The sequence below is a fragment of the Parasphingorhabdus sp. NYA22 genome, from assembly GCF_976973735.1.
The window spans coordinates 3,337,070-3,355,891 of record NZ_OZ333477.1; the positions used below are offsets into that span (position 1 = coordinate 3,337,070).

At 57.2% G+C, this 18,822-nt stretch carries 22 protein-coding genes; 4 read left to right on the forward strand and 18 right to left on the reverse strand.

Annotation, left to right across the window (positions count from 1 at the left end; all coding sequences use genetic code 11):
* Positions 1-10: 10 nt before the first annotated feature.
* From ACWFTY_RS15890 to coxB, 14 genes are all read right to left on the reverse strand, one after another.
* A complete protein-coding gene (locus ACWFTY_RS15890; RefSeq protein ID WP_447525151.1) occupies positions 11-580 on the reverse strand; it encodes a fasciclin domain-containing protein in 570 nt (189 codons plus the stop codon).
* 179 nt (positions 581-759) lie between these two features.
* Positions 760-1,341: a fasciclin domain-containing protein gene (locus ACWFTY_RS15895; RefSeq protein ID WP_447525152.1), complete on the reverse strand. Its 582-nt coding sequence runs from the start codon at positions 1,339-1,341 to the stop codon at positions 760-762.
* A 122-nt stretch (positions 1,342-1,463) separates the two neighbouring features.
* A complete protein-coding gene (locus ACWFTY_RS15900; RefSeq protein WP_447525153.1) occupies positions 1,464-2,231 on the reverse strand; it encodes an SDR family oxidoreductase in 768 nt (255 codons plus the stop codon).
* Positions 2,228-2,599 carry a dihydroneopterin aldolase gene (locus tag ACWFTY_RS15905; protein ID WP_447525154.1) on the reverse strand — a complete coding sequence of 124 codons (372 nt, stop codon included), beginning with the start codon at positions 2,597-2,599 and terminating at the stop codon, positions 2,228-2,230. Before ACWFTY_RS15905 ends, ACWFTY_RS15900 begins: the two co-directional genes overlap by 4 nt.
* A 36-nt stretch (positions 2,600-2,635) precedes the next feature.
* Complete coding sequence (locus ACWFTY_RS15910; RefSeq protein WP_447525155.1) at positions 2,636-3,520, reverse strand: class I SAM-dependent methyltransferase; 885 nt, start codon at positions 3,518-3,520, stop codon at positions 2,636-2,638.
* On the reverse strand, positions 3,513-4,916 hold the full coding sequence (gene thrC / locus ACWFTY_RS15915) for a threonine synthase (RefSeq protein WP_447525156.1): 1,404 nt from the start codon (positions 4,914-4,916) through the stop codon (positions 3,513-3,515). The genes ACWFTY_RS15910 and thrC overlap by 8 nt, the downstream gene beginning before the upstream one ends.
* A 13-nt stretch (positions 4,917-4,929) precedes the next feature.
* Positions 4,930-5,535 carry an SURF1 family protein gene (locus ACWFTY_RS15920; RefSeq protein ID WP_447525157.1) on the reverse strand — a complete coding sequence of 202 codons (606 nt, stop codon included), beginning with the start codon at positions 5,533-5,535 and terminating at the stop codon, positions 4,930-4,932.
* Positions 5,532-5,924, reverse strand: coding sequence for a DUF983 domain-containing protein (locus ACWFTY_RS15925; protein WP_447525158.1), 393 nt, complete (start codon positions 5,922-5,924; stop codon positions 5,532-5,534). Before ACWFTY_RS15925 ends, ACWFTY_RS15920 begins: the two co-directional genes overlap by 4 nt.
* 9 nt (positions 5,925-5,933) lie before the next feature.
* The gene (locus ACWFTY_RS15930; protein ID WP_447525159.1) at positions 5,934-6,800 is read right to left on the reverse strand and encodes a cytochrome c oxidase subunit 3; all 867 of its coding nucleotides are present in this window, start codon (positions 6,798-6,800) and stop codon (positions 5,934-5,936) included.
* A 32-nt stretch (positions 6,801-6,832) separates the two neighbouring features.
* Complete coding sequence (locus ACWFTY_RS15935) at positions 6,833-7,420, reverse strand: cytochrome c oxidase assembly protein (RefSeq protein WP_447525160.1); 588 nt, start codon at positions 7,418-7,420, stop codon at positions 6,833-6,835.
* Positions 7,420-7,581 carry a hypothetical protein gene (locus ACWFTY_RS15940; protein WP_447525161.1) on the reverse strand — a complete coding sequence of 54 codons (162 nt, stop codon included), beginning with the start codon at positions 7,579-7,581 and terminating at the stop codon, positions 7,420-7,422. Before ACWFTY_RS15940 ends, ACWFTY_RS15935 begins: the two co-directional genes overlap by 1 nt.
* Positions 7,578-8,483 carry a heme o synthase gene (locus ACWFTY_RS15945; RefSeq protein WP_447525162.1) on the reverse strand — a complete coding sequence of 302 codons (906 nt, stop codon included), beginning with the start codon at positions 8,481-8,483 and terminating at the stop codon, positions 7,578-7,580. Before ACWFTY_RS15945 ends, ACWFTY_RS15940 begins: the two co-directional genes overlap by 4 nt.
* 32 nt (positions 8,484-8,515) lie before the next feature.
* The gene (gene ctaD / locus ACWFTY_RS15950; RefSeq protein WP_447525163.1) at positions 8,516-10,177 is read right to left on the reverse strand and encodes a cytochrome c oxidase subunit I; all 1,662 of its coding nucleotides are present in this window, start codon (positions 10,175-10,177) and stop codon (positions 8,516-8,518) included.
* Positions 10,178-10,188: 11 nt separating this feature from the next.
* On the reverse strand, positions 10,189-11,214 hold the full coding sequence (gene coxB / locus ACWFTY_RS15955) for a cytochrome c oxidase subunit II (protein WP_447525164.1): 1,026 nt from the start codon (positions 11,212-11,214) through the stop codon (positions 10,189-10,191).
* Positions 11,215-11,452: 238 nt separating this feature from the next.
* On the opposite strand from coxB, the gene pyrE reads away from it, so the two are divergent.
* The 4 genes from pyrE to lepB all read left to right on the forward strand — a co-directional run bounded on the left by pyrE (position 11,453) and on the right by lepB (position 14,214).
* On the forward strand, positions 11,453-12,046 hold the full coding sequence (gene pyrE, locus ACWFTY_RS15960) for an orotate phosphoribosyltransferase (RefSeq protein ID WP_447526917.1): 594 nt from the start codon (positions 11,453-11,455) through the stop codon (positions 12,044-12,046).
* Entirely contained in the window at positions 12,043-12,777 is a 735-nt protein-coding gene (locus tag ACWFTY_RS15965) for a pyridoxine 5'-phosphate synthase (protein ID WP_447525165.1), read from the forward strand. The genes pyrE and ACWFTY_RS15965 overlap by 4 nt, the downstream gene beginning before the upstream one ends.
* Before the next feature lie 127 nt (positions 12,778-12,904).
* Positions 12,905-13,306 (forward strand): holo-ACP synthase, encoded by a 402-nt coding sequence (acpS, locus tag ACWFTY_RS15970; protein ID WP_447525166.1) that lies wholly within the window; start codon positions 12,905-12,907, stop codon positions 13,304-13,306.
* 41 nt (positions 13,307-13,347) lie between these two features.
* Positions 13,348-14,214: a signal peptidase I gene (gene lepB / locus ACWFTY_RS15975; protein WP_447525167.1), complete on the forward strand. Its 867-nt coding sequence runs from the start codon at positions 13,348-13,350 to the stop codon at positions 14,212-14,214.
* 20 nt (positions 14,215-14,234) lie between these two features.
* Here the strand turns inward: lepB and argC are convergent, their stop codons facing one another.
* The 4 genes from argC to ACWFTY_RS15995 all read right to left on the reverse strand — a co-directional run bounded on the left by argC (position 14,235) and on the right by ACWFTY_RS15995 (position 18,703).
* Entirely contained in the window at positions 14,235-15,164 is a 930-nt protein-coding gene (gene argC / locus ACWFTY_RS15980; protein WP_447525168.1) for an N-acetyl-gamma-glutamyl-phosphate reductase, read from the reverse strand.
* Between the two features lie 8 nt (positions 15,165-15,172).
* Positions 15,173-16,099: a C40 family peptidase gene (locus ACWFTY_RS15985; protein WP_447525169.1), complete on the reverse strand. Its 927-nt coding sequence runs from the start codon at positions 16,097-16,099 to the stop codon at positions 15,173-15,175.
* Positions 16,100-16,409: 310 nt separating this feature from the next.
* Positions 16,410-16,814, reverse strand: a complete 405-nt coding sequence (locus ACWFTY_RS15990) for a hypothetical protein (RefSeq protein WP_447525170.1) — start codon at positions 16,812-16,814, stop codon at positions 16,410-16,412.
* Positions 16,815-17,341: 527 nt separating this feature from the next.
* Positions 17,342-18,703, reverse strand: a complete 1,362-nt coding sequence (locus tag ACWFTY_RS15995) for a transposase (RefSeq protein ID WP_447525171.1) — start codon at positions 18,701-18,703, stop codon at positions 17,342-17,344.
* Between the last annotated feature and the right edge of the window lie 119 nt (positions 18,704-18,822).

Below are 18,822 nucleotides of genomic sequence, written 5' to 3' on the forward strand. Positions count from 1 at the left end.
ATATCCGGACCTATTTCGGCATCAGGACAGCATCAATGATGTGAAGCGTGCCATTGCTCGATTCAACATCGGCCTGGGTCACATTGGCCTTGTTGCCAGCGCCGTCTTCGAGGACGATTTTGTCGCCGTCCATGGTCGCCTTGATCGCGCCGCCCTGCAACGTCGTGATGCTCGCGGTTCCGCCGCCATCTGTGATAGCCTTGGCAATGTCGGCCGAGGTCATTTTGCCTTCGACCAGGCTGTATTTCGTGATGCCGGCCAGATCATCCTTGTTGTCCGAATGCATCAGCTCGCTCAGCTTTTCCGCTTCCATTTTATTATAGACTTCGTTGGTCGCTGCAAATGCGGTGTAGGAACCACTGCTGTCCAGTTCCGCGCCGACGCCGGAAAGACCAAGCATTGTGCTTGCGGTGCTGAGGTCGGGATTGGCCTGCAGAACGGCGATCAGATTGGTCGGTTTCGTCTCGTCAGCGATGCGCGCGTCGAGGATTTCCTGTTCCTCTTTGCTCAGTTCCGAAGAACAGGCCGGTACCATTGCCAACAGGGTAGATGCCAGAATAATTTTGGGGGCGTTGAACATGAATTTCCTTTCCTGTGATCAAACCGTTCGCCGCACCTTGCGCTCGAACGGTGATGAAATTCGTAGGCGCGGGTTACTCTTGCCTGCAGCAGAAAGAAACCCACAAAAACCCCAGTAGAAAAGGGCTCCACCAGCCGGTGAAGCCCTTTTCGTTTCATCCTAGTTCAGGGGGATGAAAACTATCCCGGCATGACAACAGTATCGATCGCGTGGATCACACCATTGGATGCCTCGACATCGGTCAATATAACGGTGGACTTGCCGCCAGCCTCGTCTTCGAGAATGACGGAATCGCCATCCAGCGTGGCTTTCAGCATGCCGCCTTGCACGGTGGTCAGCACCGTTGTGCCGCCGCCATCGGTGATCGCCTTGACCACATCAGCTGCTTTCAGTTCACCGGCGACCACATGATAGGTCAGCAAAGCCGCCAGATCGGCTTTCTTTTCCGGGGTCAGCAACGCGCTCAACGTGTCCGGATCGACCTTGGCAAAGGCATCATTGGTCGGCGCAAAAACCGTAAAGGGTCCGTCGCTGCTCAGCGTCGCCGCAAGATCAGCCGCCGTTACGGCGGTGACAAGTGTCGAAAAATCTGGATTGCCAACGGCAACATCGACAATCGTTCCGGTTTCGGCAGTCGTGGCCGAATCCATCATCGCATCGGCGGAACCTTCATCAACGGCAGCCTGAGGGGCTTCGGTCGAGCAAGCCGCAAGCGCGATGACAGCGGTGGTCGTCAATATCATTTTGGGGGAAATACGCATGATAAGCCTTTCAAAATTGCAAATGCATCCCGCCTGCCGCAAAGGCGGCCGACGCTGGATGATTACGAGATGGGCTATTTCGGGTTAGGTTAAAACCTGTCCTTTGAGGCGTATCGGAAGGTTCAGTCCTTGCCGAGATGGACAAAGTCGCGGTCAAAGCTCTTCAGACTGGCGCCGCCGTCGACATAGACTATCTGTCCGGTGACGCTTTTAGCACCCGCCAGATAGAGGACGGCATCGGCTATATCATCAGGCACGGGAAGCCGGTCGAGCGGCATCATCGCGGTGATATTGGCCAGTTGCTCTTCGCCATATTCCCCCGCCGTCAGCGTCAGTCCCGGTGCGACACCATTGACGCGGAGCTTGTCGGCGCAGGCGACTGCCAGCGAACGGACGGATCCGGCAAGCGCCTGTTTGGAAAGCGTGTAGCTCAGCTGGTCCCGATTGGGGTTGCGGATGCGCTGGTCCAATATTTGGACCACACAGGCGCGGTCGCTGTCTTCGGGCCGACGGTGATGGAGAGCAGTCGTCAGCAGCACCGGAACCAGGCTGTTGACCCGCAAATGATCCTGCAGATCCTTTTCCAGAATCTCGCCGACATTATCCTGTCCGAATATCGAGGCGCTGTTGACGATCAAATCCGGCGTCCGGCCAAAATGATCGACAATCTGGTCCATCAGCGCTTCAGCGGCGCCCTCTTCGAGAAAATCCTGCTGGAAACCGGACCATTTACAGTCCGCTTCCGCGAGCTTCTTTGCCAGTCCCTCTTCGGGCGTCGCATCGCTATTGCCGTGCAGCGCCAGCGCATAGCCGGCATCGGCCAGTCGCGCGGCAATTGCCGCACCAACCCGCTTCACGCCGCCGGTGACCAGCGCTAGCGGTCTGGTCATTTCCGGCCCCGGCTAAGCGTAATGCCGATCTGCTCTCCCTTTTCGGAGATCAGCAATTTGACAATCTTGACGGTGACCCGCAATATATTCTGGTCCTGCAGGAACAGCGTCTCGACGATATGATCCGCAACCGCCTCGATCAGCTTGAAATGAACGCCCTCCGGCAGCGCTTCGGTCGCGGCATGTTTGAGGTCCATGTAATTTTTGGACCGTTCGAGCGGGGTGTCCGCTTCATAGCGCTCCTGTATCTTCAGTTCCGCGGCGATCGAAATGCGCAGCGGCTGCGGCAAATGGGTTTCCTCGGAATAGATCCCGGTCAGCACGTCAACGTCGAGATCGTTGACTTCCAAAAGCAATGTGTCTGTCATAGATAATCTCTGATCTTGTTCCGGTTAAATGGCAAGTCAGGCGGACCAGCGAGCGAAAATCGCGGTCGGCAACAGCAGTCCCCGCGCCTCTTCGCGTACCGCCAGTTCACCAACCTCTATCGTTCCGCCAAGATGGGCCAGCTTCTCGTTGAGCAGCGAGCCCAGCGCCAGCGCCGACATCCGCACGGCATAGACAGTGAGGAACAGGCAGCGGCTGTCGCCATCGAGCAATTGTCCGCAATTCTCCACCAGCCCGGCCAGATGCTCTTCGAGCCGCCAGATTTCGCCATCCGGACCGCGACCATATTTCGGCGGATCCATCAGGATCGCGTCATAACGCCGTTCGCGCCGCACTTCGCGAGCGGCAAATTTGGCGGCATCGTCAATGATCCAGCGGATCGGACGATCGGTCATCCCCGACAAAGCGGCATTGTCGCGTGCTGCGGTCACCGATTTCTTCGACGCATCGACATGCACCAGATTGGCCCCGGCTGCCGATAGTGCCAGAGTTCCGACACCGGTATAGCCGAAGAGATTCATCATCTGCGGCGATTCGAGCGTCTGCAAATTGCCGCGGAACCAGCGCCAGACCGGATCCATGTCCGGAAAATAAGCGAGATGGCGGAACGGCGTGCACTGGGCGGTGAAGCTGACTTCCTCCCACTCCATCTGCCAACCCTCTTCCGGGACATTGGCGTTCAGATGCCAGCGGCCACCGCCATCCTCGTCGGATGCGGGAATAAATTCACCATCGGCTTGCCAGTCATCACTGGCCGGGGCCCACATCGCTTGCGGTTCCGGGCGAATAAAATGATATTTCCCGTAACGCTCGAGCTTCCGGCCATGGCCGGAATCGACCAGCGCATAGTCGCTGCGCGGGTCGCTGATCATCAATATCGGAGCGGGGCTGGTTTCAGCCATCGGTCGGCGTGGCGTTGGACATGATAAATTCTTTCACCGCGTTATAATCACCCGGCAGCTTTGTATATTTTTCCTCCCGGTCAAACAGATCACCGACGCGGCGCGGCAAGGCCGGACGAATGCCGGTTGCCCGTTCAACCGCATCGGGAAATTTCGCTGGATGAGCAGTTGCCAGTGTCACCACCGGAACCGACGGATCGAGATCGACATTCTGCGCCGCAGACAGGCCGATGGCGCTATGCGGGTCAATGATCTGTCCGGCCTTGTCCTGGGCCCAGCGCATCGCCAGCGACATGTCATCCGGATCGACGCGGTGGCTGGTAAACAGCGAAGCCGCCGTTTCCCGCATGCCCGGCTCCAGTTGCATATTATGGTTCGTTTCGAAGTCCGTCATGCGCGCCGCGGTTTTGATACCATCGCGTCCCTCGAGATCGAACAACAGCCGTTCGAAATTGCTGCTGACCTGAATATCCATAGAAGGCGCAGCCGTCGGGGTCACGGTTCCGGTGGAATAATCCCCCGCACTCAGCGCCCGGTGGAGGATGTCATTGACGTTGGTCGCCACGATCAGCCGCTCGATTGGCAGCCCCATTTTCGAGGCAACATAGCCGGCAAAGACATCGCCGAAATTACCGGTCGGTACGGAAAAGGCAATCTTGCGATGCGGCGCGCCCAATTGGCTGGCAGCGTAAAAATAATAGACGACCTGCGCCATCAGCCGCGCCCAGTTGATCGAGTTGACCGCCGAGATCGAGAAACGGTTGGTCACTTCCTGATCGGCGAACATCCGTTTAACCATCGCCTGCGCATCATCAAAGCTGCCGTCGATCGCGATATTGTGGACGTTGGGCGCCAGCACAGTGGTCATCTGCCGGCGTTGGACATCGGATATCCGGCCATCCGGATGGATCATGAAAATATCGACCTTGTCACGGCCAGCCAGCGCATCAATCGCCGCGGAACCGGTATCGCCCGAAGTTGCACCCACAACAGTCAGATGCTTGTCCTGCCGGGCCAGAAACTTCTCGAAGAACAGGCCGAGTATCTGCAGCGCCACATCCTTGAACGCCAGAGTCGGTCCGTGGAAAAGTTCGAGCAGCCATTGCCGCCCGTCCAGTTGGACCAAAGGCGTTACAGCAGCATGGGAGAAACGCCCGTACGCCTGCTCGCAAAGATCGCGCAGTTCCGCTTCGTCCAGAGCATCGCCGACAAACGGCTGCATCACCCGGACGGCAATCTCCACGTAGGAAAGGCCCGCCATCGCCGCAATCTCGTCATGACTGAAAGACGGCCATGATTCGGGCACATAAAGGCCGCCATCGCCAGCCAGTCCGGCCAGGGTTACTTGTTCGAAATTCAGTGCGGGCGCAGCGCCTCTGGTAGAGATATAGTCCATGATGGCGAGCGGGTTAGGACAAGTTGCCGGATTGGGCAACGCCCTTGTTGCGGCCTCGCAACGCGATCAGGAAAATGACCAGCGCTATCCCGGCAAAAAGGAACCATTGCACTGCATAGGATAGATGGTTGTTGGGGACATCTTCCAGCGCTGGCGGCTGGCTTTTCTGTAGCCCGGCGACCGGTTCACTGGCTACCAGACGGATGATATACTGGCTGTCCGGGGCAATGATGCCATCGACAATGCCGCCGGCCCATTCCGGGTCATCGGGCCGGGTGGACCAGCCAGCGACGACTTGCGCGCCCGGTCCTTCCGCGCCTGCGGTGCGGCACTGGGCTATATGGGCCCAGCCCGATTGCCCGTTGGCGCTACGCCCGCTGGTCGATCGCCAGCCAATCACTTCGAGACAATTGACGGTCGATTTGCGAAAATAGGGGGCATCTTCCTCATTCGGGACGGCAGGATAGGCTATGGCGGGCATAGCCGATGCCGTGGCATAGCTCGCCAGCAGTCCATTCTTCCAGTCGGCCCGCTGCAATTGCCATATGCCGAGACCGACCATGAGCGCCACGGCGGCCAGCACAAAAATCGTCCCGACTATCGGCAGGCGCCTGATCATGGACCGTCGCTGTCGTCGATACTGCCTTCACGGGCCTGATTGCGATGCTCGAGGATCAGCAATAATGCTTTCGATACTCGCAACGATCCGATAACCGCGGCGACGGTCAGCGGCACCCAGAGCAGGATATGCACCCAGAAAGGCGGATGGAAATTTGCCTCGATCGCGAGGGCCAGTCCCAGGACTATCGCGCCGACGATCAATGTCAGAAAAGCCGCTGGTCCGTCCCCGACGTTATACTGGCTATAGTCAAGGCCGCAGGCGCGGCACTTGTCCGAGAATTTCGTCAGATTGGCGAAAAGCGTCTTCTGGCCGCAATTGGGACAGAGCCCAAAAAGGGCAGCTGGAAGAACATCCGGCTGCCCTTTGGTATTTTCGGTATCGTTCAACGCCCTGGCCTAGTGGACCGGTGCGCCCCAGCCGCCCCAGACATAGACGACGATGAACAGGAACAGCCAGACGACATCGACAAAATGCCAATACCAGGCCGCTGCTTCAAAACCGAAATGCTGTTTCGGCGTGAAGTGGCCCTTATAGGCCCGCGCCAGACAGACAATCAGGAAGATCGTGCCGACCAGAACGTGGAAGCCGTGGAAGCCGGTCGCCATGTAGAATGCCGAGCTATAGTTGATGCCGGCAAACGGGAATGGCGCAACGCTATATTCATAGGCCTGAATGAAGGAGAACAAAACGCCCAGGATGATCGTCAGCCAAAGACCGGTGATCATGCTCTTGCGATCACCGTGGATCAGCGAATGGTGCGCCCAGGTGATGGTGGTGCCGGAGCACAGCAGAATCATCGTGTTCAGCAGCGGCAGTTCAAAGGCGTTGAGGACTTCAATACCCTTTGGCGGCCATTGCAGCAGCGCCGCAGCACCCTCCTGACCAATATAATTGGTGGTGATGCCGTCAATAAATTCGAGCGGCTGGGGGAAAAGAGCGAAATCGAACCAGGCCCAGAACCAGCCGACGAAGAACATGACTTCCGAAGCGATGAACAGGATCATGCCGTAGCGCAGGTGCAGCTGAACCACCGGTGTGTGGTCGCCCGCATGGGCTTCCTTGATCACATTGGACCACCAGGAGAAAAATGTCAGCGCGACAGCGGACGTGCCTATAGCAAAGAGCAACGGACCGAACGAATAGATATCGCTGTGCATCCAGCGGACACCGCCAATGGCCATGACAAAGGCGGAAAATGAACCGACTAGCGGCCAGATGTCTGGCGGCAGAATGTGATAATCATGATTTTTGGCACCGGCCATAATATTTCCCTAACCTTACTCTCGAATTTCTCTTAGCTATCGCCTGCACCGGCGTCTAGCGCCTGCTGATCGAGCGAACGATAAAAAGTATAGCTAAGTGTAATTTCCTTGATATCTTTTGTTTCCGGATCGTCCATGATCGCCGGATCAACATAATAAAGCACCGGCATCCGCACCGTCTGCCCCGGTTTCAGCACTTGCTCGCTAAAGCAGAAGCACTGGACCTTGTTGAAATATTGGCCGGCCAGAAGCGGTGTCACATTGAAAGTGGCGGTACCGACAACCGGCTGGTCGCTATTGTTGGTCGCTATGAAAATCGCCATGTCGCGGGCACCGACGGTGACATGATCAACCGCCTGCTCCGGCTTGAATGACCAGGGCAGCGCCGAATTAACATTGGAATCGAACCGGATCGATATCACTTTGCTGGTGGCCTGAACCGTTGCAGCCTCAGCCGCACCAACCCTCTGGGTCGTGCCGGCATAGCCGGTCACCCGACAAAAAACCTCATATAGCGGCACGGCTGCAAAGCCCAGACCGAGCATGCCAAGCCCCATCAGCGCAGCCATCATGCCGCTGCGCAGATTCTTGTTAGAAAGAGAGGTTTGCGCGGTCGACATCAGGAACCGCCGCTGATTTTAACGATGGTAATGAAATAGAATAATATGACCATGAAAAACAGCAGGCCAGCCAGGATGATCGCCCGGTGCTTCTGCCGTGCCTGATAGACTTTCTGTTCTTCCGGGCTCATCGGCGCTCTGTCGGTGTCTTGCTCGCTCATGCGAATATCATCCGGTCAGCGACGACGGCTGCGAACAGCGCGAACAGATAGAGGATCGAGAATTTGAACAGGCGCTTTTCAGCCGCCATATCTTCCGGCTGGGTGGTTTTGCTGCGGGCAACCTGCCAGGAAAGTGCGCAGAATACCACGCTCAGCACTATCGACGCGCCGCCATATACCGCTCCGGCCAGACCGAGAGCGAATGGCGCGATGGCAACGGCGGCAAGCACCAGACTATAACCGAAAATCTGTTTGCGGGTCGACTGGCGACCGGCGACCACCGGCATCATCGGCACGCCGGCCTTGGAATAGTCGCTGTTGACGAACAGCGCGAGTGCCCAGAAATGCGGCGGCGTCCAGAAGAAGATGATCGCGAACAGCAGGAACGGCATCAGCGTCATGTCACCGGTCACCGCGGCCCAGCCGATTGCCGGCGGGAAAGCGCCGGCGGCACCGCCGATCACGATATTCTGCGGTGTGCTGCGCTTCAGCCAGATGGTGTAAACCACGGCGTAGAAGAAGATGGAAAAAGCGAGAAATATCGCGCTGAACCAGTTCACTGCGACGCCCATCAGCAGCACCGAGAAGACCGACAATCCGATGCCGAAATGCAGCGCGGTTTCGCGGTCCATCCGGCCTGCCGGCAACGGACGGCTCTGTGTCCGCTTCATCACTGCGTCGATATCGGATTCATACCATTGGTTGAGTGCGGCCGAGGCCCCTGCCCCGAGGCTGATCGCGAGGATCGCCGTGAAGCCGATCACCGGGTGGATAGTTCCCGGCGCAGCCAGCAACCCGCACAAAGCGGTAAATATGACCAGCGACATCACGCGCGGTTTGGTCAGCGCAAAGAGATCCTTTGCACTGGCCAAGCCCTGTATACTGTGTGACGCGGTGGTCATATTTTTATCCAAATTCCCGAATGGCCCTCAGATCACTTGATCTGGGGAAGGGTTTCGAACTGGTGGAACGGCGGCGGGCTGGTCAAAGTCCATTCCAGCGTCGTTGCGCCTTCGCCCCAGTAATTGCCTTCCGCCTTGCGGCCTGCCAGCAACGACCAGCCGATGTTCACGAAGAAGATCAGCACGCCGACCAGCATCACGGCATAGCCGATCGAGCTGATCTGGTTCCAGTAAGCAAACTGCTCCGGATAGTCGGCATAGCGACGTGGCATGCCCTGCTGTCCGAGGAAGTGCTGCGGGAAGAACAGGATGTTCACGCCGATGAAGAAGATCCAGAAGTGGAGCTGCCCCAGCAATTCGCTGTACATCCGGCCCGACATTTTCGGGAACCAGTAGTAGAAACCGGCGAAGATCGAGAAGACCGCACCCAGCGACAGCACATAGTGGAAGTGGGCAACCACATAATAGGTGTCGTGAAGGTTGTCATCGATACCGCCATTGGCCAGCACAACACCGGTCACGCCACCAACGGTGAACATGAAGATGAAGCCAAGCGCCCACATCATCGGGGTTTTGAAGGTCATTGAACCGCCCCACATGGTTGCAATCCACGAGAAAATCTTGATGCCGGTCGGCACCGCGATCACCATGGTGGCTGCGGTGAAATACATTTTCACGTTAACCGACATGCCGGTGGTGAACATATGGTGCGCCCAGACCACAAAGCCGACGACGCCGATGGCAACCATCGCATAGGCCATGCCGAGATAGCCGAACACCGGCTTGCGGCTGAAGGTTGCAACGATATGGCTGATCATGCCGAAACCGGGCAAGATCATGATGTAGACTTCAGGGTGACCGAAGAACCAGAACAGATGCTGGTACAATACCGGATCACCGCCACCGGCAGCATCATAGAAAGTCGTGCCGAAGTTACGATCGGTGAGCAGCATGGTAATCGCTGCAGCCAGCACAGGAAGCGCGAGAAGCAGCAGGAATGCGGTAACCAGAACCGACCAGACAAACAGCGGCATTTTGTGCAGGGTCATACCCGGCGCGCGCATATTGAAGATGGTGGTGATGAAGTTGATCGCGCCAAGAATGGACGAAGCACCCGCGAGGTGAAGCGAGAGGATCGCCATATCCACAGCCGGACCAACCGATCCGCTGGTCGAGAGCGGCGCATAGACCGTCCAGCCGGTACCCGCACCATTGCCGGTGCCGCCGGGGACGAAGGATGAACCCAGAAGCAGGAGAAACGCAGGGACAAGCAGCCAGAAGCTGACATTGTTCATCCGCGGGAAGGCCATGTCCGGCGCGCCGATCATCAGCGGCACGAACCAGTTACCAAAGCCGCCGATCATCGCCGGCATGACCATGAAGAAGACCATGATCAGACCATGCGCGGTAATCAGCACGTTCCAGAGGTGATAGGCCTGATCCAGCGACGCTTCGCTGCCGTTGGAAATGCTTGCCCAGGCCTGCAGATACTGAATGCCGGGCTCAGCCAGCTCCAGACGCATCAGACCGGAAATCGCACCACCGATGATACCCGCGACAATCGCGAAGATCAGATAGAGAGTGCCGATGTCCTTGTGGTTGGTCGACATGAACCAGCGCTGGAAAAAGGCCGGCTTGTGATCCGCATCATGTGCGTGATCGTCGATATGGCCATCTGCTGTGATTGTTGTCATTGCTCTAACCCTCAGTTGGTCGCAGCAGCTGCATCAGCAGCCGCAATTTCGGTAGTCGCTTCATCGGCGACAGCATCGGTTGCAACAGGCTCAGCCGCCGCACCCTTCACCGTACCGCCATTGGCGAGAACCCAGTTGTCGAATTTTTCTTGCGAGAGAACCTCAACCGTGATCGGCATGAAACTGTGCCGCGCTCCGCAAAGCTCAGAACACTGGCCGTAATATACGCCCTCGCGGTCGATCTGCAGAACCTTTTCATTAATCCGTCCCGGTACCGCATCCAGCTTGAACCAGGCCGAAGGAATGGCGAAGCTATGGATAACGTCCGCTGCAGTGATCAGCAGCTTGACCGGCTTGCCCACCGGAATGACCATACGGTTGTCGGCTGCAAGCTGGTGCGGCTCGCCGCGTGCGGCTGCATCTTCTTCCGACATCATATTGGAAATGACTTCGAAATCGCCATTGTCGGGATAGCTGTAACCCCAATACCACTGATATCCGGTTACTTTTACGGTCAGCGCATCTTCTGGCGCCGGTTCGAACTGACGGGCCAGCAAGCTGATCGACGGAACGGCGATGACCACGAGGATCAGAACCGGAATCACCGTCCAGATAATTTCAATGAACGTATTATGCGTTGTTTTCGAAGGCTCGGGATTGGCACCGCGACGAAAGCGGAAGACGACCCAGAATAAAAGGAAGAGGACGAGGATGCTAACGCCAAACATCATCGGCACCAGGATAGCGCTATTGATCCAATGTGCGGTTTGCCCGGTTTCGCTAAACTGCTCCTGGAAATCAATGGCACCATCGACCGGCATTCCAATGCCTGGCGTAGGCTTCATCGGGGTATAAAGGGCTGGATCAAGCCCGGATGCGGGCGCTTCCGCCGCTGCCGGTGCATCCGCCGCTTCAAGTTCGCTGGCCGCCGCCGGTTCTACGGACGGCGCTGCCGGCAACGCGTCCTGCGCCGACAATGCTGTTGGCGTGAGAATCAGGCCGATGGCCAGAATCCAAGCTTTCACAAAATGAGTCATATATCGCTCAACCCTATCTTACCCCAAGTTTCGGTAGTTTTCCGCCAATGGCCCGACATTTGAAATCCGCGAGCCCGGCCTGAAATAGTCCGATTGGGGCGGCTTATAGGCATGGTTGCCGCAAGCCTCAAGCTACCGAATAGATATTTTTTCAGTTTTTTGCCTTTAATTTTTCTGGCAATGCAGCAGCAATATGCCCATTTGGGCAGAAGGAAGCAAAACAGAGCGGGATGAAACATTGACAGAAGACGAGATTTTAGCCGAATTCCGAAGCTGCGACGCCTTGCTGGAAGGCCATTTCATCCTCTCGTCCGGTCGTCATGGCGCACAATATTTACAGTGCGCGCGCCTGTTGATGGACCCGGCACGCGCCACCCGAATGGCTGAAGCGCTGGTCGCCAAGATTCCGCAGAATATCAGGCGTTCGATCGATATCGTCGTCTCGCCGGCAATGGGCGGCGTGATTATTGGTCATGAAATGGGGCGAGCACTCGGTCTTGAGGCGCTGTTTCTCGAACGGCCCGACGGCACGTTTGAACTGCGCCGGGGTTTCCGGCTGGACCCGGGGCAGAAGGTCTTGATGATGGAAGATGTCGTGACCACCGGCCTGTCATCGCGCGAAGCCATTCAGGCAATCCGCGACGCGGGCGGCGATGTGATTGCCGCCGGCGCGCTGATCGACCGGTCCAATGGCGCGGCGCAATTTGATGTACCCTTCTTCCCGCTGGTGACGCTGGACGTGCCATCTTATGCTGCCGACGAGCTGCCGCCCGAACTGGCTGCCATTCCGGCGATCAAGCCCGGCAGTCGCGCCGAGACACCGGCCACGTGAACGTCTCGCAGCCACTCAGACTCGGCGTAAATATCGACCATGTCGCGACGATCCGCAACGCCCGCGGTGGTGATCACCCGGAACCGGTGCGCGCGGCTCTGGTCGCAGCCGAAGCGGGCGCGGACGGGATAACCGCCCATTTGCGCGAAGACCGGCGCCATATCCGTGATGATGATCTGACAATATTAATGGACAGTCTGACCATTCCACTCAACCTGGAAATGGCGGCGACCGATGAAATGCTGGCGATTGCGCTGCGTCACAAGCCACACGCCGCCTGTATCGTTCCGGAAAACCGCGAGGAACGAACGACCGAAGGCGGACTGGACGCCGCCGGTATGCACAACAAGCTGGCCGATTTTGTCGGACAGCTGAAAGAAGCAAATATTCGCGTCAGCCTGTTCATCGAACCCGACCCGCGGCAGATCGAAGCCGCCATCCGCCTCGGTGCGCCGGTCGTCGAATTTCATACCGGCCGATATGCCGAACTTGCCGGTCCGGAGCGCGAAACCGAACTCCGCCGGATTGCCGATGCCGCCGCCTTGGCGGCTAAGAACGGCATAGAGCCCCACGCTGGTCACGGCCTCACGTTCGACAATGTGATTCCAATTGCAGCGATCCCGCAGCTTGTGGAACTGAACATCGGTCACTTCCTGATCGGCGAGGCGATCTTCAGCGGGCTCGACGGCAGTATAAGACAGATGCGCGAACTGATGGACGAGGCACGATGAGCGATACGGAACCTTTTTCCTCCCTGTCGAAGACGGGGAGGGGGACCGCCCGAAGGGTGGTGGAGGGGCACCCCTCCTTCGCCTTCGGCGCCACCTCCCCGCAGCTTTGCTGCAGGGAGGAAATAACATGATCATAGGCCTCGGCTCCGACCTCTGCAATATCGAACGGATCCAGAATTCGCTCGACCGTTTTGGCGAGCGGTTCGAAAATCGCGTGTTCACCGAACTGGAACGGGCCAAGGCGGCACGGCGGCCGCATACGATTGCCGGAACCTACGCCAAACGCTTCGCTGCCAAGGAGGCTTATTCCAAGGCGGTCGGCACCGGCTTTCGCGCTGGCGTCTTCATGCGGGATATCGGCGTTATCAATGCCAAAAGCGGCGCGCCGACACTCGCCCTCACCGGCGGCGCCAAAAAACGGCTCGACGCCCTCACACCGGCGGGATATGAGGCAATTGTTCATCTCACACTCACCGACGATCATCCATGGGCGCAGGCATTCGTGATCATCGAGGCCCATCCGCTGTAGAAAACACGCTTTTCATCGACCAGGAAACCAAAGACAATAATATGGCTATAGATAATACCGCCGGCAGCGGCTCCGCAGAGAAACCGGAAAAAGAAAAAACCGACTGGTTCGGCGAAATCAAAAGCATCGGCCTGCTGTTACTCGCCGTGCTCGCGTTTCACAGCCTCGTTGCCAAGCCCTTCTATATTCCATCGGTATCGATGATGCCCGGCCTGCTCGTCGGGGACCGGCTGATCGTCAGCAAATATGCCTATGGCTGGTCCTGGGTATCGCCGACTTTTCATGTTGTTCCGCGCGTGTCGGGACGCTTGTTCGGAAGCTTGCCCGAACGCGGTGATGTCGTGATCCTGACTCCGAGAGAACAGAGCAGCGATTATATCAAACGAGTGATCGGCCTGCCCGGCGATACGATCGAATTGCGCGGCGGTCAGGTATTTCTCAATGGCATTGGTGTGCAACAGGAGGTCCAGCCCGACCTGCAACTGCCGATCGATGCCAATTCGCCGTGCGGCACCCATGAATTTCCCGGCGCACGCGGCACCGACGCCGCCGGAAATCCGGTCTGCAACCTGCCGATTCTGCGCGAAACCCTGCCCAATGGCGTCAGCTACAACATTATCGATCTGGGGCCGCAATATACCGATGACGTGGCACCGGTCGAAATTCCCGCAGGAGAAGTCTATCTGCTGGGCGACAATCGTGATCTCAGCGCCGACAGCCGGGTCGCAAGTCCGCTTGGTCTGGGTGGTCCCATTCCGTGGGAAAATATCGGCGGGCGGGCCGAATTCATCACCTTCTCGCTGGATGGCACCACGACGCTCAATCCGCTGACCTGGTGGGGCGCCTTCCGCAGTGGACGCGCCGGCACCAGCCTGCGTCCCGACAAGGCGGTAACAACCGTCAAATAGGCGTCAGAATAAGTAAAAGTCTAGAGCTGCAAGCCTGCGGTCTCGTCGAGGCCGGCCATGATATTGAGATTCTGCACCGCTGCGCCCGAAGCGCCCTTGCCGAGATTGTCCAGTCTTGCGATCAGGCGAGCGTGATAGCCTTCGGCATTGCCGCAGACAAACAGCTCGAGCCGGTCGGTCGGGGCATCATTCTCGCTGATCAGCAGTTCCGACAAGTCGCCCCTGCCCTGAACCGACACAATCTTCGAGTCAGCATAAAAGGCGCCAAGCTCTTCCAATAATTGTTCCGCGCGCACCGGTCCCATGGCTCCGAGATGGAGCGGTATGTCGACCAGCATCCCGCGAAAGGCGCGGATCACTGCAGGCGCAAAAATAACATCATGGGTCAGGCCGGCATAAGTCTTCATTTCCGGCAGATGCTTGTGGTCAAAGTTGAGGCCGTAGCTGCGGAAACCCAGATCGGGTTCCTCTGCAAAGCGCTCGATCAGCGCCTTGCCGCCGCCCGAATAGCCGGACACCGCGTTCATCACATAGGGCCAGTCTGCCGGCAGCAGCCCCTTGGCAATCAGCGGCGCGATCAGCGCCAGAAAGCCGGTCGGATAGCAGCCAGGATTGGAAATAAAGCGCGCATTGGCGATAGCATCCCGTTGCCCGTCACGGAATTCGGCAAAGCCGTAAGCCCAGCCCTCGGCAGTCCTGTGCGCGGTCGAGGCGTCGATGATCCGCGTGCGATCATTGTCGACCAGCGCAACCGCTTCCCGCGCCGCATCGTCCGGCAGGCAGAGGATGACAAAATCACTGTCGTTGATCGCTTCGCGCCGCGCCGCAAGATCCTTGCGCTTCTCGTCCGGCAGCCGGACCATGGCAAATTCTTCCCGCCCGGCAAGCCGGTCAGCAATCTCTAGTCCGGTGGTGCCCACCGCTCCGTCAATAAACACAGTCTTCGTCATCGTCAGCCTCAGGAAAGTCTTTTGCGCGCCAGTACCGGCTTGTCCGAAATTTTGGCGAAGCGGGCAACCGCGTCTTTCAGCGGTTCGATCACGACCTGCATCGCGTGTGAAGTGGCGTGGATCATCCGGTCCTTGTCGACCATCAGCCCGACATGGTCGGGAAAGAATATCAGATCGCCGCGTCGCAATTCTTCGTCTTCAGCAATATCCTCGCCCAGTGCCGCCAGCTGCTGATCGGTGTCGCGCGGTGCGGCAACGCCGGTCAGCATCAATATCATCTGGATCAGCCCCGAACAATCGAGACCGTCACCGCTCCGGCCGCCCCAGAGATAGGGGGCTCCGATAAGCTGTTCGGCGAGCGCGGCCGTGCCGTTGCTGCCGTCGAACACGACCTTGGTGCCGATCGCCTGGACATGGCGAACATGGACAAAGCCCTTGCCGGTCTTCAGGAAATTGCCGCATTCGCTGGCTTCGCCACAGGCGATCCGCGCGCCCATCGGCAGCCGCTTCATCACACCCGATTTATAATCCGGTTCGATGAAGATCAGCGCCGCGCGGGCAAAGATCAGATGGGTCGGCTCGGGGGTCTTCTTCTGATGCTGCAGCGCATGGACCGGCACATAGCCGACATAATTGTCATTGCCGCAATAGCCCCATGCCCAGTCACCGGCGATATCCAGCACATGGAAATCCTCGCCGTGGAGCAATTCGGAAATCGCCTCATGATCCTTGCCGGGCTGTTTGCGGAGCATCGCCTTTGGCGCGGAGCAGCGCATCGGCATCGCCGCGGCATAATGCGGCGCGAACAATTTGCCGGCCAGCGCGATATCCGCCAGGTCGCCGCGATACGCGGTGATCCGGGGATCGAAACCCCCTTCCGGACCATTAAGCACGAATTTCGCGTGCGCGCCTGTATCTGCAGTTTCCATGTCCATGCGTTTCGAATTCCCAATAGCGATAAAAAATGTCCGTGACTCTGCGGCTTGTGCGCCATGTGACAAAGCGATGACAATCGACCGCCTTTAGACGACCCGGGGGCGTTTAATCAAGCGGTGTCGCTTTTGGGCTGAGCCCTGGGTGGAATTTCCGGTGTTGGGTGGAAAACGAACATTTGATATATGGAAATTGAACGGCGGTTCTTGGGCCGTTCGCGGAATGTTTGCTTAAGCGCCTTCGATCCAGTTAGCTGACAACAAATATCCAGCTTCTGTAATGACAAGTATCACCCAATTGTAATTGCACGCCCTATTTTGGAACTGTCGCACACGTTTTTTCGAGTCCATCGATATTAGGTACAACCTGTTTAACCCAAGCCTGTCTGTATGATTGCAGTTTGCTAAATGAAATTCCGCTCAATTGCTTGGCTCTATCGTTATATTTACAGGTACCTTGAATCCAAGGGAGAGACGGTCTCTCTGGCGCCAGCTCAAGATAGCTGGCAGTCACATAATATGAGGCTTGAAATTCCGCGAAAGCTGCAAATTGGGTTAACTTACTATCCGGCCCATGTTTTTTCAGCATTTGTTTATAATTAACAGCTGATGTCGGTATTGAAAATAGACACTTCCTTCTCGTTGTCTCCGTCATACCATTATCCGTTAAGGATTTTGTACAGCTCTCAAGAGCATATGTAATTGTTTCAAATGTCACTTGGTAGTCTCTGCACGTTTCATCGTCGCAGTTCGCAGAGGCAGGCACGGATGCGAAAAATGAGACGATTGCTACAAAGCAAATGCTCTTCACTAAACGAGACAAAATTTGCATGGCAAAAACACATCCTACATTTGGAATTAGGTTGATGCAGTAAGCTCTGAAATGTTTTCACGCAAATGACAAACAGCGTTAGAATTGGCTTATGTCCTAGCAGTGCGGCCTTGTACCACCAATGACCATGACGATAGCAGCAAGATCGACCTTGAACGTCATTTGGCTTTTCGTGCACCAAGGCTTTGACCTGAAAGCGAATAGAGACGCGACTGATTATCGCCTATGACTGCGACTGGGGCGTTAGCTGAACGGCAACCAACGCCTTCCTAGTGTCTGCTTTTGCGCCCAAAGCGGACATTAGATAAGACCAACGCGAACGACCGCTACTGGGGCGATTGTGTTGAAAAACTGGCTCGATTTTCCGTTTGACATAGCTTCCGGCGACGAGACGAGCGGAGCCTGATCTCTTATCAGACCGGCATTGGGATTGTTTTTGCGAGTTTACGCAGGTTTTGTGCTGTGGCGGCGAGGAGGAACTCGTCTTTTGCGCCATTTGGTCCCCGGAGGCGCAACCGGTCGAGCTTTAATATTCGTTTGAGATGCGCGAACAGCATTTCCACCTTCTTGCGCTGCCTTCGCGAGGTAACATAGGCATCGCTGGTGGCAATATTGCGTGCCACATCGCGCGCGCTTTCATGGATGGAACGCATGATCTTGCGAACCGGGGCATTGGGACAGCATTGCGGTTTGAGCGCGCAGGCATCACAATCTGCCTTGCGGGCGCGATAGCGGATGAAGTCGTCCTTGTCGGCATCTTTTCGCGGTATGGCAAAGTTGCGGTTGCGCCGTCTCAGTTCCTTGCCGCCCGGACAGGTATATCGGTCTTCTTCATGATCGAAGGTGAAGTCAGCACGTTCAAAGCTTCCATCCCTCCGCGCAGATTTATCGAACACCGGGATATGCGGCTCAATGCCTTTATCCTCGACCAGCCAGGCGAGATTGGGCGCATCGCCATAACCGGCATCGGCCACAAGCCGGTCAGGCCACAGGCCAAAGCGTTTTTGCGTCCGCTCGATCATAGTTCGCTGTGCGGTTACCTCGGCCTGACGGATCGAGGTCGTCGCCTCTACATCCATAATGACGGCATGATCCAGATCGATCAGATAGTTGGTCGAGTAAGCGAAGAAGGCCCGTTCGCGGCTAGCTGCGGTCCATCGCGCCGCTGGGTCTGTGGGGGCCAGCTGCTTGGGCACAACCGGCGTCGCGCCGCCGAAGGCCGCATCGTCGAGCACGGCGAGATACTCGGTGACGGCGCGTCCCGCAGCTTCGGGCGGAAGTCCCTCGCTACCGGGAACCGCACGCTGCCGGTCAACATCGGCTCGGATCAGGCTGGCATCAATGGCGAAGCCTTCGCCGCCAACCAGACCTTCCTCAATGCACCACCGCACGGTCGCCTCGAACAACTCGCGCAGCAGATTACTATCGCGGAAACGGCCATGCCGATTTTTTGAGAAAGTGGAATGAGCCGGCACCGCGCCATCGAGACCCAGCCTGCAGAACCAGCGATAAGCCAGGTTGAGATGCACCTCTTCGCATAAGCGCCGTTCGGAACGGATGCCCATGCAATAACCGATGATCAACATCCGGATCATCAGCTCAGGATCGATTGAGGGTCTTCCCGTTGAACTATAGAACGGCTTTAAATGATCGCGGATGCTCGACAGATCAACGAACCTATCAATCGACCGCAGCAAGTGATCGCCCGGCACATGATCTTCCAGACTGAACCCGTAAAACAGCGCCTCCTGCATAACCGTCCGCTCGCCCATCATCGCAGTATCTCCCGCTTCCACAGAAATACTGAATCACATCTCTATAACGCTGGCAAGGGTGAGTTTTTCAACACAATCGGGGCGATAGCAGAAATTCCATGCGAAAATCTTATCTCGCC